This window comes from Corynebacterium sp. L4757, from assembly GCF_043673995.1.
Lineage (GTDB): Bacteria > Actinomycetota > Actinomycetes > Mycobacteriales > Mycobacteriaceae > Corynebacterium.
Genome location: NZ_JBIMEN010000003.1, coordinates 232238 through 249610 on the forward strand (window position 1 = coordinate 232238; position 17373 = coordinate 249610).

The following is a 17373-nucleotide window of genomic DNA, read 5'->3' on the forward strand; positions in this document are numbered from 1 at the left end:
CCATCTTACGCGCCAAGCGCCTCCAGGCTGGAAACGACTTCTTCATAATAATCAAAGAAATTGGTGTTATCTGGGGGAGTCTCGCCGATTTCTACGACCTCGATGCCTTCATCTTCCGCGGTGGTGCGGATGCGGTTAGTCATATCGGTCTGGGTCTGTGGGTTGTAGATAAGCACGTCGATGTTGCCGGCTTTGAGTTCATCGATGAATGCTGCCAAGTCCGCCGCTGCTGGTTCACCGTGGCTGAGTGTTGCGTGGCGGTAGCCTTCTGGCGTTGCATCAGTCATATCGGTGTGCGCGAGCAGGTAATCCGCGATCGGCTCTGTCTGCGCGTAGGTCAGCTCCGGCAGCTCATGCAGGCGGGAGTCCAGGTCGGAGACGAGGTTGACTACTTCTTCATCGCTCGCTTGCGCTTCCGGGTTAGCTTCATTAATGTGCTCTGCGATCTCGTGGGCTACGTCCATCACCGCGGTGGGGTCATACCAGATGTGCTCATTGCCATCGATGGAAGAAACATCATGCGTGTGTCCCTCTTCGCCGTGATCATGGTCGTGCGCGTGGTCATGTGAATCCTCGGTTTCTTCAGAATCTTCTGATTCTGCGCCGTGGTCATGATCGTGGTCGTGTGCGGTTAGCGGCAGGGCGTGGATAATTTTGTCTTGGTCTTCGATGACATCGTAAAGCCATGCGTCATAACCGCCGCCGCCGACAACGATGACGTCGGCTTCACCAGCCCGGGCGAGGTCCGCTGCGGTCGGCTCGAAGTGGTGGGGGTCCATGTTATTGCCCTCAACGATGGAGGTGACTTCCACGTTCGCGCCGTCGGCGGTATCGGCAACGGACTGCGCAACATCGCCCCAAATGGAGGTCGAGGTAACGATGTTCAACATGTCATCGGCAGCGGCAGAATCAGTGCTGGCTTCATCTGAAGACGCGGAAGAACACGCGGAGACGAAAGCGAGCACACCGATGCTGACAGCAGCGAGCGTGGCCCGGCGACGGCGGGAAGATAAGTGGGAAGTCTGTAAATGCATAAGCTCTATAATTGCCTTATTGAAAACAATTGTCAACTGAAAATGGATTGAAAATGAATTATGGTGCCAACCTCCATTTCAAACAGTTGTTTCGCGCAATTCATTCCTCGAAAGGCGGGGTTTCAGCAGGCGGCAAATTGTGGCAGCATCTTTTTACATGGCGAAGATAAAATACAATTCTCAAGTCTCCTGGCTCATTTTCTTCGGGTCACTCATCGTCTTGGGAATCGTGTTGGGTACCGCTTTCGATGTGGGGACGAAGGGGCGAACCTTATTGGGCTTGCTTCTCGTGGCGGGTTGGTTGTCGGTGGACTACTATTTTCGGCGGCGTCAACGGCGCAGGGAAGAATCAACCGCCATCGATACGCAAAGCCGTGGGAGCGGTAAGGTGTAGGTCATGGTTAAACGTGGTCCGGTTCGCAAGACTCTTGCTTCATTAGCAGCCGAATTAGGGGTCTCCCGGACGACGGTGTCAAATGCGTATAACCGCCCTGACCAGCTTTCACCGGCGTTGCGGGGCCGCATTTTGGCAGCGGCTGCGGCCCATGGCTATTCCGGCCCTGACCCGATGGCGCGGAGTCTGCGCACGCGGCGTGTGGGATCCATTGGCGTGATTTTGACCGAGGACTTGAGCTATGCCTTCGAGGATGCCGCGTCCGTTGATTTTTTGGCGGGCATGGCGCAGGCACTCGCAGGGAGGCAGACCACCCTGACGCTGATTCCGGCAGGCCCTGATACTGCTGAAGACACCGGCGCTGCGGAGCTTTTGGGCCGCGCGGTAGTGGATGGGTTCGTGGTGTATTCGGTGGGCGATGATGACCCGTATCTGGCTGCGGCGACGGCCCGCGGATTACCGGTTGTGGTGTGTGACCAGCCGCGCGATACTGGGCAGCCGTTTGTGGGCATCGATGACTTCGCCGCGATTGCTCCTGCGGCCCAGGCGCTGGTTGATGCCGGGCATAAAAAGGTAGGTATTTTGTCTATTCGTCTGCGTCACGGCCGGCTGGATGGTCACGTCGACCGCGACAATCTGGATGCGGCCGAATTCGATGTGCAGCGCCTGCGTGTCCAAGGCGCGCTGCAGACTTTCGCTGATGCTGGCCTTGATGCCGATGCGATTCCCGTGGTCACCCGCCACATCAATAACCGCGATACCGCGCGTGAGGCCGCGGAAGAACTGCTGACGCAGAACCCTGAGCTCACCGCTGTGCTGTGCACGACGGACTCGATGGCGCTCGGCGTGATGGATTATGCCGAAGAAGAGGGGATTTCCATCCCCGAGTGGCTGTCGGTGACCGGCTTTGATGGTATTGAATCCGGGCGCCTTCGGGGCTTGACCACCGTGATTCAGCCGAATTTCCAAAAAGGGGCGGAGGCTGGCGGTATGCTTGCAGAGCTTATCGATGCCGCCGTCGCCGACACCGCCGCCCCCTCAAACGAAGACGGCTCGCCGCTGCGCGTGCTGCTGGACACTCACCTCGCGCCGGGCAGTACTATTGCGCGGCCTCGTCGATAGTTAGTTCGCGAGGAAAGCTTGGCGGGCTCTGAGCAGTGAGGCCAGGAATTCGGCGACTTCGTCGATGTCGGTGACACGTAGGTAGGCCGCGGTGTCGCCGTCGCCGACTTTGACGCCGAGGTCGGTTGGCTGATTGAGCACTTTGAAGCCGTCTTCGTCGGTGGTGTCATCGCCGAGGAACACCACGGCGGTGGCATCGACGTTTGCGCGCTGGGTTTTGATCCAGGTGCCCTTATTGGCGGTGGTGGCGGAGAATTCCACGAGGTTTTTGCCTTCGGCGACGAAGTAGTCACCTGGGTCGACTTCAAGGCCGCGTGCGAGAGCTTCGGCGGCGGCTTGGGGGTCGCGCTCGGACACTGCTTTGACGTGGAGGCCACGGTGGAAAGGCTTTTGCTCCACGAAGGCGCCTTCGTAGTCGGCGGCAATCGCGTTGAGTTCGGCGTCGACGCGGTCGAGGAAAGACTTCATGTCCTCGGTGAGAGAACTTTCCTCGCCTTCGGTCTCAGCACCGTGGGAGCCGCCGAGCATGACTGGGTCACGCAGCGGGAAGACGCGCTTGAGGCCGTCCAGGTGGCGCCCGGACAAGGCCGCGGCGAAAGTGTTAGGCAGCTGCGCGAACGCGCTGAGCGCATCGAGGGAGTCTTGATTGACGGGGACGCCATAGATATCCGTGGAGAAATGGGCCACGGTGCCATCGAAGTCGGAAATGACAAATAAACGCTCCGTCGCGGCGATGGCGTCAATGAGCTCTTGGGCTTGGGCTGCGTCACGGAAATCAATCGGTAAAGACATGGGTACAACAGTACCGCGCGTGGTGGCGATTAGAGTCCGACGTAGCGAATAGCAGGCGAATCCACCAGGTCATCCTGCAGCGTCAGAATCAACTGATTATTTTTGTCCACGGTGATATCAAACTGATTGCCTTCGGTATAAAGACGCGACAAATTATTATGTGCCCACAGCATTTCGCCAGCGCAGTCGACATCGCCGGTCTCGCCCTCGGTGTCATAGTTGATGGAATCAATCCGCACGGAATCGGCTCGGCGCAGCTCGGCGGAAGAATCCTCCTCGGATTCTGGATCATCGCTGAAGTAACTGACCTGGGCGGTGAAACGTTCGCAGCCAGTGGAACCAATCATGGATGTTTCGCCAAAGACCACGCGCGGAACCACGAGCGCGTTCTCAGAAATGCCGCCGTTGGCATCGGGGGAGGTGTAGATACCGATGGCTTGCCAGGTCTTGCCGCCCACGCGGTCATCGCCAAGCGGCTCGGGCGGGGCATCATCAGGGGTGCTGCAACCGGCAAGCACAAACATGCCGGCAGCGAGTACGCCGGTTAGAAAACGCTTGCTCATGAGCGCGCCTTTTCTAGCGCCCCGAGAAATGCGGAGGCCCACAGATCGACGTCATGGTCCATGACCTGGTTATACATCGCCGACATTCTTTCCTTCATCGTCTCGGGATTATTCTTCAGACCCAGCGCGGCCTGCAACATGGCCTTTTTGATGGACTCGATATCAAAAGGATTGCACAGGTGTGCCTGGGTGAGCTCATCGGCAGCGCCGGCGAATTCGGACAGCACCAGGGCGCCGGAAGAATCGGCGCGGGTGGCCACGAATTCTTTGGCCACGAGATTCATGCCATCGCGAAATGGGGTGACCAGCATGACATCGGCAAGCTTATAGTAGCGCTGCAGAACTTCTTTGCTGACGGATCGGTGCTGGTAGTGCACCACGGGGCGCCCGATTTGGGCGAAACGGCCATTGATGCGACCGACAGCTTCTTCGACCTGGGAGCGGGTGATGCGATAGCTATCGATGCGCTCGCGCGACGGCGTGGCCAGCTGCACCAGTGCGACGTCGGCGGGGTTCAGCGCGCCGGATTCCAGCAATTCTTCGAAGGCCGTGAGCCTTTGCAAGATGCCTTTGGTGTAATCAAGGCGGTCGACGCCGAGAAAGACCGTGGAAGGTGAGCCCATGTCGCGGAAAGTTTGCTGCAACGCCGCTTCATCGGGTTCGGCCGTGGCGGAGGTATCAATGGAAATTGGGAAGGCACCCACGCCGACGGTGTGGCCGGACGTAGTGGTGATGGTAATTCCGGCTTCACGGATGGTGATGTCCCCGCTGATATCCAGGTCATAGGCGCGGCACAGCTCGACGAAGTTGCGCACATTGGATTCGAGGTGAAAGCCGATGAGGTCGGCATCGAGCAACCCACGCAGCATTTCATCGCGCCAGGGCAGCTGGCGGTAGATCTCTGCAGGCGGGAAGGGAATGTGCAGGAAGAATCCGATGGTGAGATCGGGGCGCATTTGACGCAAAATGCCGGGAACCAGCTGTAATTGATAATCCTGGACCCAAACGGTGGCGCCTTCGGCAGCGATGGTGGCGACTTCGGTGGCGAACCGGAGATTGACGTCGCGGTAGGCATCCCACCAGGAACGATTGAACTCCGGGGTGACAATCAGGTTGTGGTACAGCGGCCACAGGGTGGCATTGGAGAATCCTTCGTAGAATTCTTCATAATCGTGATGAGTCAGCGTCACCGGGTGCAGCAAGACGCCGCGCTCGGTGCGGAAAGTCTCGGGGGATTCATCGGCCACGCCGGGCCAGCCAACCCAGCAGCCCTTGTGTTTTTCTAGCACCGGTGACAGTGCTGCGACGAGACCACCGGGAGATGCTTGCCAGGTCTTGGAGCCATCGGCTGCGGTGACCATATCAACAGGCAACCGGTTGGCAACGACAACAAAGTCACCGGTGGCACTCGGACTCATGGGCTTGTCACATCTCCTTTATAAGGTGGTTTTAGCTTGAAGTCTTCTTGGTGGCCTTTTTAGTTGCCTTCTTCGCAGCAGTCTTCTTGGTAGCTTTTTTGGTGGCCTTCTTGGCAGCGGTCTTCTTCGTTGCCTTCTTAGTAGCCTTCTTGCGCGTGGTCTTTGGTTCAGCTTCGACCTGCTCAGCCAAGACCTTGCGGTGGATGAGACCCTCTGGTTCAACGCCCAGCATGGACATCAAAGTAACGCCGTCCAAGAAATCTTGAGCATAAGTTGCGACAACGCGGCGTGCTGAGCTCGCGGTCTCTTCCTCCACAGCATGCATCTGCTCCGCTGCTGGCTGAGTGTCAGTGACCTTTGGTGGCACGAGTTCCTCCTATATGCGTTCCCTACAGGTTAGGGCAGGGAAAATGTTGATCGACCGATCGTAGGGTACAGACCGAATATTCTACCGTATCTCACCTTGTGAAGCCGCGTCGCCCTCAGAATCCTCGTCAGCTGCATGCTGGGCGACGAACTCCTCCGTACCCGGCGAAGTGTACACCGTGGGGGCGTCTTCATCGGGCCAGTTCTGGGCGGGGAAGGTGGTGCGCGGTGGCCAGTCGTCATCATGAAGCGGCTCTTCTGGTTGCGCTTCCCACTGGGTCGTTGGGGTCGCATCGGCGTACACGGTGCTGGTTGTATCGTGCGACTCCACTGGGCCCTGAATCGGCGGCAATTCGGGGCGGGTGGCGCGGGGGGCGAGAGGGGCCATCGGCACGCGCGGAATCTTTTGCGCCTTGGCGGCCAAACCCTTGGCTTGGTCGACGGAATAGCGGCCGATGCGCTTGAAAGCCTTGTACGGGCGGAAATGCTTAGGCCTGCGCAGACGACGTGCGCCGCGCTCGCCGAGCAGCACGCCAGCCGCGAGTGCGCCCGCGATGGCGATGGCGGTGGCAAGGTTGGCAATGCCGGTGATGAATTGCTCATTGAGCATGGCATACATGCCGCGGTACAGCGTCAGGCCGGGCAGCATCGGGGTATAGCCGATGATCATCGTAATCAGCGGCGGAATGAAGTAGCGGCGGGCCAGAAGACCACCGGCGAGGCCAACGACGATGGCGGATACACCCGATGCCACCACGACTCCGGCGCCAAAAGGAATGACAACAAAGTAGTAAAACAGCATGCCGGCTGCGGCAGTCGCGCCGGAGACCAATACCTCCGGCCAGGACGCGTGGCTGGCATAAGCCAGGGCAGCGGAACCAATTCCGCCGGCCAGTACCAGCAGGGGCACCTCGTAATAGACAGGGGCGCCCATCGATGCCAGTGGCGGCAGAGGATAGCCAATCCACGCGGAGAACTGAATGCCCAAACCGACGCCGCCGATGATGGCGCCAGTAGATAATATGGCCTCAAAGAACCTAGCGGTAGAGGTGACGGGGGCGCGGGTGATGCCATCGACAAGCGATTGCACCAACGTCAAACCTGCGACCAGGACAATGATGCCCATACCGATAACCTGGCTGGGCGAAAAAGCGATCCCCAGCGAGGACGCAATATTGTAGACGACCGCGGCGGGCACAACGGCCATAAAACCGCCGACGATGTTGTGATAAAACGGCGGTATGCGGATGATCTCCATCCAAATGACCACGGCCATGATGCTAAACGCCACGAAGAAAGACATGATGGCAACAAACGCGTTGCCGCCCAGCATGACGGAGAACGCGCCACCCATCGTGGCCCAGCCCAAAAGCTCGGTGAAAATGGTGCGCGGGGACTTGAGCTTTTCGATGTCATCCAGCGCCTGTTCAGCCACCGCCGGCGGCGTGAGACCGGAGTGGATGGAACGAATCAGACGGTCCACGGCAGACAGCTTAGAAAAGTTGATCGTCCACTTGTGTGCGGACCGAACCACCGTCAGCGGCTGACGGTTGGAACCGGTTCCGATATTGGTGTGGATAGTAATCGTGTTCATCACGATATCCACGTGGCAATAGTGCAAACCATAAGATGCGGCGGCCAGGCAGACCTGCGCGCGGGTATCGGAGTTGGAGCTGCCTGAAAAGAGCAAAATCTCACCGATGCGGGCGGCGATTTCCATCACGCCGGTCACCTGCGCCGGGTCGGTCAGGTCAACTGGTGCCAGCGGCGATGGTGGTGGCGCGGCGATTGCCGTATCGACCGTTGCAACGCGGTCAGTGTTGATGAAGCCCTCGGGAAATTCACCGGTCAAAATGCCATGAACAGTGGAGTCCTCATCCGGCACAGTACTGGTGGTGGACGTATCTTGCGCAGAAGTGTCAGGGGCGGAGTGCTTAATAAGGCGCTCTCTTAAAGACCTAAATACAGACAACGAACTTCCTCAATGTTTCAACTGCACACAGTGCGCGCGTGATGATTTATGTACTGCACTTTAATGCCGGATCCGCAATCGTGCACACCACCGTGTCAGGCTAAGTTTTCACCCGCATATTCTGCGCTTTCCAGCGGGAATGGGCCTATTTGGAACTTTATAATCTGAATGTTGTAGTGTAAATAGGCACCGCTGGAGTGGCGCAATTGGTAGCGCAACGCACTTGTAATGCGTAGGTTGCGAGTTCAAGTCTCGTCTCCAGCTCAAATAATCCCCTTTCACCAATGATTTTCGCTGGTGAAAGGGGATTATGCGTTGGAGGGCGCTAGAATCCGTCCTGGCTAGGCGGCGTCGATGCGGGCGAGCAGCTTATCCACCATGCGCTTGCGGTTGGCGGCGGCAAGCGGGCGCTGCGAGATGTGGTCATAGACCCACAAGCCATTCGCCATGAGAGAAATCTCCAGCATCTCTGGGCTCAAATCCGGGTCGGAGGCATTGGGAATCCATCGGCTATCAACCGGGGCCCACTGCTGGGCAAAATCGGGGTGGGACTTGGTGTGAATGCTCAAAATGAGCTCGACCAGCGGGTCATTTTTACCCAGAGACAACACGACGGAACGAAGGCGTTGGGAAGCAGTGAGGTCATCGGCTGGCCCGCCCGCAATGGCAATGAGCTCATCTTCCCAGCGGTTGGCGGACCAGGCATGGATGTCAATGAGCATCTCGTGCCGGGAAGGAAAGTGATAAATCAACCCCGACTTGGACATACCGGTGGCCTCCGCCAAAGACTCATAGGTCAAGGCGGGGATGCCATCGCGTTCAATGATGGAAAGGGCTGCTTGCAGCGCTTCTTCCTTCTTACTAGTGCGCGCCACCGTTTCCTCCTGACTTCGGGTTATCGCGGAAGCACCACGCGGTGATCACCATGAAGATGAAAGCCACGGCGGCCATAAACGCCACGGTGGTGCCGTAGGCAGAAGCATACGCGGTCGATGCCTCCGCATGGCCAAGCCCGCCATGAAGCGATTCCATTCCATGGTGTTGCAGCTGCGACGGCAAGTTGCTCAGATACAGCGCCGGAGTCAAAGAGCCCACGAATGCTACCGAGATTAATGTGCCGAATTCATAGGAGACTTCCTCCACGCCCGCGGCCATGCCGGAACGATGCATGGGCGCGGAACCAATAATGGCAATCGAGGAAACGGACATAATTGAACCAGCACCCGCACCGATGAGCAGTAGGCCAATAACCAGCAAAGGGACAGAATCGATATGCGATGACCAGGCTGCCAAACCAGTGCCCAGGACGGTAAGCAAGAAACCACCGGAAATCAGCGGTAAGAACCCGATGCGGTGCAGGTTTGCGCCACCCAGTGCGGACATCGGGAAGGCAGCCACCGCGGCCGCCGCGACGATGAAGCCGGCGTGGAAGGGGGAGAAATCATCGGCAAGCTGAAGCTTTTGCGCCGTAATCATTTCAAGCCCGGCCATGATGAACATCGCACCCGAGGCAGCAATCACGCCGCCCGCAAAGAGCCGGCTGCGGAAAATATCAAAGGTGAGCAGGGGCTCTTCGAGCTTTGCTTGCCGATGCACAAAGAGATATCCGCCGATAACACACGCGATAAATGCCACCGCAATGAGAATCCAGGAGCGGTTCGGGTTGGCCAGCTCCTTGATAGCCAGCACCAAGCTGGAAAGCGTGATGAGTGCGAAGAGCGAGGAAATGAAATCCCAATGCTTGGTGGGATTAGCCATATTCGGTGGCGCAAGCAAAGCGGTGGCAATTAGCGCGATAACCACGATGGGCACGTTGATGAGAAAGACCGAGCCCCACCACCAGACTTCCAGCAGGGCACCGCCGACGACTGGGCCGGCCGCTGCGCCGACCACGGCGACGGAACCCCAGATGCCGATGGCGGTGTTGCGTTCGCGCTCATCAGTAAATGTCAGGCGAATCAGCGCCAAGGTTGCGGGCATCATGACTGCGGCGCCCAGACCCAGGAGCGCGCGGGCGGCAATCAATAATGCGGCATTGGGGGCAAAAGCCGCGGCGAGCGAGGCAATACCGAAGATAATAAGACCCGTGGTGAACATGCGGCGGTGACCAATTTTGTCGCCTAATGTGCCGGTGCCCAACAGTAGGCCGGCGAGCACTAGTGGGTAGGCGTTGATGATCCACAGCTGCTGGGTCTCACCCGCGTGGAGTTCTTCCGTCAAGGTGGGAAGCGCGGTGAAAAGGATGGAGTTATCCAGGCCGATCATTAATAGGCCGAGGGAGATGGCAGCGAAGAAAGACCAACGCTGCGCCGGGGTCGAATTGGCGGCGAATTCTTTGCGCGCCTTCCTTAAACGCGCATTGTGTCCTGTTGTCATGCGCAATAACTGTAACGCACGTTCGGTATAGTAACAAGCTGGCTTTGGGGTCTGGTTATCAACGTCACTCTGGCTTTTAGCGGTGATGATGCGAGGTGTTGTGGCGAAATATTTGAAACGGACGCACTATAGGGGCAATGGCTGATAGTCCAAGGCCAACAATCCCTGGAAAGAGGTTAGACATGGCACGTACATATGCAGACCAACTAGTTGACACTCTTGAAGCACAAGGCGTGAAACGCATTTATGGTTTGGTGGGCGATTCACTCAACCCGATTGTGGATGCGGTCCGCCGCTCCAACATTGAATGGGTGCATGTTCATAATGAGGAAGCCGCTGCTTTTGCTGCAGGTGCGGAATCATTGATTACTGGTGAGCTCACCGTGTGTGCGGGTTCCTGTGGACCGGGCAATACTCACTTGATTCAGGGGCTTTATGATGCCCACCGCAATGGTGCGAAGGTGTTGGCGATTGCCAGCCATATCCCTTCGCGTCAGATTGGTGGGCAATTCTTCCAGGAAACGCACCCGGAGATCCTATTCAAAGAAGCATCCGGCTATTGCGAGATGGTCAATTCTGCCGCGCAGGGTGCTGTGATTACCCATAATGCGATTCAGTCCACGATGGCGGGCAACGGCGTATCGGTGCTGGTGATTCCCGGTGATGTCGCGAACTTTGAGGCGGAAAATGAGCAGTTTACCGAGTCGGTGATTTCTTCCGGTAACCCAATTACGTTCCCCGACCCAGCGGAAGCGGCCGCGTTAACGCAGGCGATTAATGAAGCCGACAAGGTCACGTTCTTTGTCGGCGCGGGTGCACGTTTTGCCCGCAAGGAAGTCCTTGAGTTGGCTGAGAAGGTCAAGGCGCCAGTGGGCCATGCGCTCGGCGGCAAGATGTACATCCAATATGACAATCCTTTCGATGTCGGGATGTCAGGGCTTCTGGGCTATGGTGCCGCGCATGATGCGATGAATGAAGCCGACCTGCTAATTTTGCTGGGCACAGACTTTCCTTATGCAGACTTCCTGCCACAGGGCGGCGCGGGCGATACGGTGGTTGCCCAAGTCGATATCAATGGCGCGCATATTGGCCGGCGCACCAAGGTCAGCTACCCGGTCACTGGTGATGTGGCAGCGACTATTGCCAACATCTTGCCGCACGTTGAAGAAAAGAAGGACCGCTCTTTCCTGGATAAGATGCTCAAGGAACATCACAAGAAACTAACGCAGGTCATTGATGCGTATACCTCCAATATAGAAAAGATGACTCCGCTGCATCCCGAATACGTTGCGGATGTCATTGATGAAGAGGCCGCGCAGGACGCGATCTTCACCGTTGATACTGGCATGTGCAATGTGTGGGGCGCACGCTATATCACCCCGAATGGCCAGCGTGAACAGCTGGGATCTTTCCGCCACGGCACCATGGCGAATGCGCTGCCGCACGCGATTGGCGCGCAATTTGCTGACCGTGACCGCCAAGTTATTACCTTCAGCGGTGATGGCGGTCTGGCCATGCTGCTGGGTGAGCTCCTGACGGTCAAACGCCATAACCTGCCGGTGAAGACGTTTGTGTTTAATAACTCTTCGTTGGGCATGGTGAAGCTGGAAATGCTCGTTGAGGGCATGCCAGAATTTGAAACTGACCACGAGGAAGTCAATTACGCTGACATCGCGGCCGGGGCCGGAATCAAGGCGATCCGCGTGGAAAAGCCGAAGGACGTACGCAAAGCGGTGCGCGAAGCATTGGCTTTCGATGGCCCCGTCCTCGTCGAATTCATCACCGACCCGAATGCGCTGTCTATTCCGCCGACGCTGAGTATCGACCAGCTGCTGGGCTTTTCTAAGGCCGCGGCGCGCACCGTCTTTGATGGTGGTGTGGGCCATATGGTGGATATGGCCGCTTCGAACCTGCGCAATATCCCACGCCCTTAGGTCCTTGAACTTTTAGCGTTTAAGTTTCTCTGGGTGAGTCCGTTTTCGGGTGAGTCCGTTTTCGGGTGAGTCCGTTTAGGACTCACCCCCTTTCTTTGGGTCGCGCACGGGGATGAGGATTAGCGCGCCGACTAGCAGGACGACCGCGATGGCGAGCACTCCGCCGCGGTCGCCGTCGCCGATTAGTGAGACAAAAATGCCAAAAAGCAGCGGGGTCATCCAGCTGACTGCGCGGCCGGTGGTGGCATACAGCCCGAACATTTGGCCTTCGTGGCCGGCCGGTGCGACGCGAGCGAGGAATCCGCGGGATGCGGATTGCGCGGGGCCGACGAATAGGCACAAGATGAGGCCGAAAATCCAAAAGGCGAGCGGTCCATCGACAAAGTACATGATGGTGCCGGTGCCAGCGAGGATGAAGAGCGATGTGAGGATGATGATTTTCGGGCCGACGTGGTCATCGATAAGCCCGCCAATGAGCGCGCCGAAAGCGGCCGCAACGTTAGCTGCGACGCCGAAAATCAGCACGTCACCGGCATTAAGCCCGTAGACCGATACGCCGAGAACGGCGCCGAAAGCGAAGACGCCCGCTAGTCCATCGCGGAAGATGGCGGAGGCGAAGAGGAAGTAGCAGGCGTTGCGGTCTACTTTCCAGAGCTGTTTGATATCGCGAAAAAGTTTGGCATAAGACGCAGCAATTCCGCTGGCCTTGTCGCCTGAGGGCGGAATTTCCGGCACGCGGGCAAGCCCCGGCAGGACAGAGAGCCCGAACCAGACGGCGGCCAGCACCGCCACCAAGCGGATATTGAGACCGCCCTCGGTGGAAATTCCCAGCATGCCGCCATCGCCGGCCACGAAACCGAAATAGCAGATGAGCAGCAATACGATGCCGCCGAAGTAACCGAAAGACCAGCCCAGCCCGGAAATCTTGCCCACATTTTCCTTCGTGGAGACCTGCGCCAGCTGCGCAAAGTAGTTGACTTCGGCGAACTCGATGGTAATTGTGCCAATGGCGAGCACCACCAGCCCGATCCAGAAATACTCCGGTGCATCATTACGGATGAAAAACAGTGCCGCCATCAACACGAAAGTGATGAAAGACCAGGTTGCCAGGGAGCGGCGGCGGGTACCGCGGGTATCAGAACGCTGACCCATAATTGGCGTGACGGCAGAAATGAACAGGCCCGCGATGGTCATCGAGAGCGAGAGCCACTGCGCTGGCGTGCGGGAAGTATCAATCTGAGAGCCCACCGAGTCCGTCAGGTAGACAGAGAAAATAAATGTCACCAACACCGCATTGAACGCGGCGGATCCCCAGTCCCACATGGCCCACGAAAAGACCGTCAGTTTATCTGTGCGCTTCGCGGAATCCGGCACATTCTCAATCCCAGGGCTTGTCATAACTACTCATCCTAAAACCAGGCCTGCATTTCTGCAGGCTAAAGAAATAATAGGATGGGGCTTGAACTTAACGCTGCGTCAACGAGGAAGATGATTCTTGTGACCGAACAAGAAGAGCTGGAATACACCATTGGTGAAGCCGCAGATATTTTGCAGGTATCCACCCGGACCCTGCGCCACTGGAATGACATTGGGCTATTGCAGCCCAGCTGGCGGACCTGGGGTGATCATCGGCTGTATTCCGAAGCGGATGTGGAGCGCGGGATGAATATCCTCATCTATCGCGGAGCGGGCGTGGCATTGAAAGATGTCGCAGAGCTCATTGATGCTTCCAGTGCTAATCGTGCAGAAATCTTGCGCAACCAGCGCGAACTTCTGCAGGAAAAGGCCGGTCACATTCACCAACTCATCCAGGCAGTCGACACCCTGTTGACCGCAGAAACGGAAAAGAAAGGAAAGACCATGAATACAGAAGACAAGATTGCGCTATTCGGTGAGAATTGGCCGGTTTATGACAAAGAAGCCCGCGAGCGCTGGGGTGATACTGAGGACTACCAGGTCAATCAGGAAAGAGTCTCCAAGATGAGCAAGGCTGATATTCAGGCGGCCAAGCAGGAAGCCGAAGAGTTTAAGCACATGCTTGCCGATGCCCACTCCCGCGCCGTGCAGCCAGGCAGCGAGGAGGCAAAAGGGGTCATCGATAAGCATTTGGCAACGATTGCGCCCTATATGCCGATGAGCCGTTCCAAGCAGGTGCTACTTGCGCGGATGTATGTCGCGGATGAGCGTTTTGCGGACGCTTATGGCGATGATCGTGAGTTTTTGCTCAGCCTGCTCGAAGCCCAAGCGCAGGAAGAAGGTATCGATTTAGCGAACGTGTGCTGGGAATAAACCCGGAGAAAAACTCTCACAGCTTTCTTTCAGAATATGCTCAGTTGCTTTGATAGCCTGTGTGCCAGACTTTCTGGTTAGTTAAGAAATGGCGAAATATTCTGAAATTCTTTGAAGGAAGCAACATGGAAGACACCAATAATGACCAAGTAACAGTCTTGGTGGTTGATGATGAGCCGAATATTGTTGAACTGTTGACTGTGTCTCTGAAGTTCCAGGGTTTTGATGTCCGCAGCGCAACGTCCGGCACGGAAGCTCTGCGCATCGCACGTGAGATCAACCCTGAGGCCTACATCCTGGACGTAATGATGCCGGGCATGGACGGCTTTGAGCTGCTGGGCAAGCTGCGCGCCGAAGGCCTGGATGGCCCAGTGCTGTACCTGACCGCAAAAGACAGCGTTGACCAGCGCATCCATGGCCTGACCATTGGGGCTGATGACTACGTGACCAAGCCTTTCAGCCTGGAAGAAGTCATCACTCGCCTGCGCGTGATTTTGCGCCGCGGTGGTGCAGCCCAGGATGAGTCCGGTGATGCCACGATGTCCTATGCCGACCTGACCTTGAATGATGACACTCATGAGGTCACCAAGGGTGGAGAGATTATTGATCTTTCACCAACCGAGTTCAACCTGCTGCGCTTTTTGATGCAGAACAAAGAAGTTGTGCTGTCCAAGGCCAAGATTTTGGACAATGTCTGGCACTACGACTTCGGCGGTGACGGCAACGTGGTTGAGTCCTATATCTCTTACCTGCGTCGTAAGATCGATACCGGTGATGCGCCATTGATTCACACCGTCCGCGGTGTAGGTTACGTTCTGCGTACCCCACGTTCCTAGAAGGTAAAAAGACAGGCACTTTAAGTGAGCAATTCGGCAACCACAGATAGCGGCGCCAACAAAACAAACCCCAAAGACACGCGGTCATTTAAACAACGCGTGCAGGGATATTTATATCCCGGGATGTCTAGCTCGCCGCAGGCGATGCCGCTGCGTACCTGGTTGGTGGTATTGCTGGTTGTGGTTTCTGGTCTCGGCCTGGTGAGTGCGTCAGTGGCAGTTTCTGCCGCGATGCGCGACGTTCTCTATAACCGCGTCGATGAAGAACTCCATGATGCCGATGTGGGCTGGGCGCGTACCGCCAATATTTTTGGCGTGGATATGACAGGCCGCCCGCCGACAGAATATTCGCTGATTAAGATCTATCCGGATGGTTCTGTTCGCTACTTGAATCCTTATGATTCGATGCCGCAAGTCGATGAGCTGGTCATCGGTGCAGCGCCGCAAACAGTGGAGTCCACCGGTGAATCAGAATCTGCTGTTCAGTGGCGGGCCATGGCCACTGAACGCGATGGTGTTATCACTATCGTGGCAAAGAATTTGGATACAGAGCAATCGCTGCTGCGTGGGCTCGCTATATTGCAGCTGATGATTGCGGCAGTGGTGCTGATATTTATCGCGATCTCGGGATTCTGGTTTATTAGACGGGCCTTGCGGCCTTTGCGTGTGGTGGAAAAGACGGCATCGGAAATCGCTGCCGGCGACCTGGGCAAGCGCGTACCGCAATGGCCCCTACACACCGAGGTTGGTCAGCTATCCAGCGCTCTGAATATCATGCTGGCTAAGCTGCAGGCATCAATCGAGCATGCACAAGGTAAAGAGGAACAGATGCGCCGCTTTGTTGGCGATGCTTCGCATGAGCTGCGCACCCCGCTGACCTCTCTGCGTGGATATACCGAGTTGTATCGCTCCGGAATTACTGATGACGTGGACTTGGTGTTGTCCAAGATTGATGCAGAATCTTCCCGCATGTCATATCTGGTTGAGGACCTTCTGGCACTCACCCGCGCGGAAGGTTCCCGCCTGGATATCCGCACGGTGGATGTCCTTGAGCTGTCCTTGTCAGTGGCGTCCTCTGCACGCGCGGCATTTACCGGGCGCGTTATTAATGTTTCCAATAACACCTCCGGCGTGCCGGTTGTCTATGGCGATCCGAGCCGGCTGCATCAGGTCATTTTGAACCTGATTACTAATGGTCTGCGCCACGGCGGTGAGGACGCCGAGATTACCGTTGGTCTCGAGCGCGACGGAGATGACATCCTCATTAAAGTCATTGACACTGGCCGCGGCATGGACCCCGAGGTTAGCTCCCACATCTTTGAGCGTTTCTACCGCGAGGACACCTCGCGCACCCGCGATACCGGCGGCTCCGGCCTGGGTCTTGCCATTGTGAAGTCCCTGGTGGAGCAGCACGGCGGTTCCATCGATGTTGAATCCGAGCTGGGCGTTGGTTCCACCTTCACGGTGCGGCTGCCCGCCGCCGATGACCCAACGCCAATGCCGGAAGACTATGACTCCGATGACACTGATGAGGCCGAGGACAGCACAGGAGCCGCGGAAACTGCGGATGCTGCGGATGCCAAGGGTGTCGAGGGCGTTGATGGCACTGGTAATGCCGACGGCACTGGTAACGCCGAAGGTGCGGCGAATTCCTCCGACGCGGACGCTGCGCCAGTGAAAGCCTCACACAAAAGCCGTTCCTTCCGTTACGGCAAGAATGGCAAAAATGGTAACGGAAGAAACAGCAAGAAAAATGGTGGCAATAATGGTGCGCCGGAACGCGACCGCTAGCTGTTGAGGTAACCGTTTTCGTCGGTGTTGAGGTGCTGACGAATGCGGACGGCGGCTTCGTCCATGGCTTTGGGATCGGTGGCATCGGCAGCCATGGCCTTGGAGAAGTCATATTCAGCCATCTTCTCAGTAGGGAAGAGGTGGATGTGTGCGTGCGGGACATCGAAACCAGCGATGATGAAACCTGCGCGTGGGGTGCCATATGCGGTCTTGATGGCCTCACCGATTTCCTGTGCCTTAGTAGATAGGTGCAGCCAGGCCTCAGAATCCAGGTCGGTCCACTTATCCACCTGCTCATTAGGAATCAGCAGGGTATGGCCGTAGCGCAGCGGCTCAATGCTTAAGAAAGCTGCGCATTTATCATCGCGGTAGACAAAACGGCCGGGAAGTTCGCCGTTGAGGATCTTGGTAAATACAGAAGGTTCAATCTCAGTCATAAGCCCCATGCTATAGATTTCTGCGGGCTTGCCGCTAAGTACTGATCCT

The 17373-nt window shown here is 57.0% G+C and carries 16 protein-coding genes and 1 tRNA gene; 7 read left to right on the forward strand and 10 right to left on the reverse strand.

Features of this window, described 5'->3' with window-relative positions; genetic code table 11:
* Nucleotides 1–5 precede the first annotated feature (5 nt).
* A complete protein-coding gene (locus ACG98I_RS05805; RefSeq protein WP_394718960.1) occupies nt 6–1034 on the reverse strand; it encodes a metal ABC transporter solute-binding protein, Zn/Mn family in 1029 nt (342 codons plus the stop codon).
* A 139-nt stretch (nt 1035–1173) separates the two neighbouring features.
* Between ACG98I_RS05805 and ACG98I_RS05810 the strand changes: the two genes are divergently transcribed.
* Together ACG98I_RS05810 and ACG98I_RS05815 are read left to right on the forward strand one after the other, a co-directional pair.
* Nucleotides 1174–1428: a hypothetical protein gene (locus ACG98I_RS05810; protein WP_394718959.1), complete on the forward strand. Its 255-nt coding sequence runs from the start codon at nt 1174–1176 to the stop codon at nt 1426–1428.
* 3 nt (nt 1429–1431) lie between these two features.
* Nucleotides 1432–2550 carry a LacI family DNA-binding transcriptional regulator gene (locus ACG98I_RS05815; RefSeq protein WP_394718957.1) on the forward strand — a complete coding sequence of 373 codons (1119 nt, stop codon included), beginning with the start codon at nt 1432–1434 and terminating at the stop codon, nt 2548–2550.
* On the opposite strand, the gene otsB is transcribed toward ACG98I_RS05815, so the two are convergent.
* From otsB to ACG98I_RS05840, 5 genes are all read right to left on the reverse strand, one after another.
* On the reverse strand, nt 2551–3342 hold the full coding sequence (gene otsB, locus ACG98I_RS05820; protein ID WP_394718956.1) for a trehalose-phosphatase: 792 nt from the start codon (nt 3340–3342) through the stop codon (nt 2551–2553). It lies immediately after the preceding gene.
* A gap of 29 nt (nt 3343–3371) precedes the next feature.
* The gene (locus ACG98I_RS05825) at nt 3372–3905 is read right to left on the reverse strand and encodes a hypothetical protein (RefSeq protein WP_394718955.1); all 534 of its coding nucleotides are present in this window, start codon (nt 3903–3905) and stop codon (nt 3372–3374) included.
* Nucleotides 3902–5323 (reverse strand): trehalose-6-phosphate synthase, encoded by a 1422-nt coding sequence (locus ACG98I_RS05830; protein ID WP_394718953.1) that lies wholly within the window; start codon nt 5321–5323, stop codon nt 3902–3904. Before ACG98I_RS05830 ends, ACG98I_RS05825 begins: the two co-directional genes overlap by 4 nt.
* A 31-nt stretch (nt 5324–5354) precedes the next feature.
* Complete coding sequence (locus tag ACG98I_RS05835; RefSeq protein ID WP_394718951.1) at nt 5355–5690, reverse strand: hypothetical protein; 336 nt, start codon at nt 5688–5690, stop codon at nt 5355–5357.
* A gap of 81 nt (nt 5691–5771) precedes the next feature.
* Nucleotides 5772–7541, reverse strand: coding sequence for a threonine/serine exporter ThrE family protein (locus ACG98I_RS05840; protein WP_394719267.1), 1770 nt, complete (start codon nt 7539–7541; stop codon nt 5772–5774).
* A gap of 311 nt (nt 7542–7852) precedes the next feature.
* On the opposite strand from ACG98I_RS05840, the gene ACG98I_RS05845 reads away from it, so the two are divergent.
* Nucleotides 7853–7925, forward strand: a tRNA-Thr gene (locus ACG98I_RS05845).
* A gap of 77 nt (nt 7926–8002) precedes the next feature.
* On the opposite strand, the gene ACG98I_RS05850 is transcribed toward ACG98I_RS05845, so the two are convergent.
* Together ACG98I_RS05850 and ACG98I_RS05855 are read right to left on the reverse strand one after the other, a co-directional pair.
* Nucleotides 8003–8536 (reverse strand): TetR/AcrR family transcriptional regulator, encoded by a 534-nt coding sequence (locus tag ACG98I_RS05850; protein WP_394718949.1) that lies wholly within the window; start codon nt 8534–8536, stop codon nt 8003–8005.
* Nucleotides 8523–10037, reverse strand: coding sequence for an MFS transporter (locus ACG98I_RS05855; RefSeq protein ID WP_394718947.1), 1515 nt, complete (start codon nt 10035–10037; stop codon nt 8523–8525). Before ACG98I_RS05855 ends, ACG98I_RS05850 begins: the two co-directional genes overlap by 14 nt.
* A gap of 182 nt (nt 10038–10219) precedes the next feature.
* Between ACG98I_RS05855 and ACG98I_RS05860 the strand changes: the two genes are divergently transcribed.
* Nucleotides 10220–11971: a pyruvate dehydrogenase gene (locus ACG98I_RS05860; RefSeq protein ID WP_394718946.1), complete on the forward strand. Its 1752-nt coding sequence runs from the start codon at nt 10220–10222 to the stop codon at nt 11969–11971.
* Between the two features lie 75 nt (nt 11972–12046).
* Here the strand turns inward: ACG98I_RS05860 and ACG98I_RS05865 are convergent, their stop codons facing one another.
* Nucleotides 12047–13369, reverse strand: a complete 1323-nt coding sequence (locus ACG98I_RS05865) for an MFS transporter (protein WP_394718945.1) — start codon at nt 13367–13369, stop codon at nt 12047–12049.
* A 90-nt stretch (nt 13370–13459) separates the two neighbouring features.
* On the opposite strand from ACG98I_RS05865, the gene ACG98I_RS05870 reads away from it, so the two are divergent.
* The 3 genes from ACG98I_RS05870 (at nt 13460) to ACG98I_RS05880 (ending at nt 16887) form a co-directional block, all read left to right on the forward strand.
* Entirely contained in the window at nt 13460–14260 is an 801-nt protein-coding gene (locus tag ACG98I_RS05870; RefSeq protein WP_394732539.1) for a MerR family transcriptional regulator, read from the forward strand.
* A 125-nt stretch (nt 14261–14385) separates the two neighbouring features.
* The gene (locus ACG98I_RS05875; RefSeq protein ID WP_394718942.1) at nt 14386–15096 is read left to right on the forward strand and encodes a response regulator transcription factor; all 711 of its coding nucleotides are present in this window, start codon (nt 14386–14388) and stop codon (nt 15094–15096) included.
* Nucleotides 15097–15219: 123 nt separating this feature from the next.
* Complete coding sequence (locus ACG98I_RS05880; protein WP_394718940.1) at nt 15220–16887, forward strand: sensor histidine kinase; 1668 nt, start codon at nt 15220–15222, stop codon at nt 16885–16887.
* Here the strand turns inward: ACG98I_RS05880 and ACG98I_RS05885 are convergent.
* A complete protein-coding gene (locus ACG98I_RS05885; RefSeq protein WP_394718938.1) occupies nt 16884–17324 on the reverse strand; it encodes an HIT family protein in 441 nt (146 codons plus the stop codon). The two genes, ACG98I_RS05880 and ACG98I_RS05885, sit on opposite strands and share 4 nt — an antisense overlap.
* Nucleotides 17325–17373: the final 49 nt, after the last annotated feature.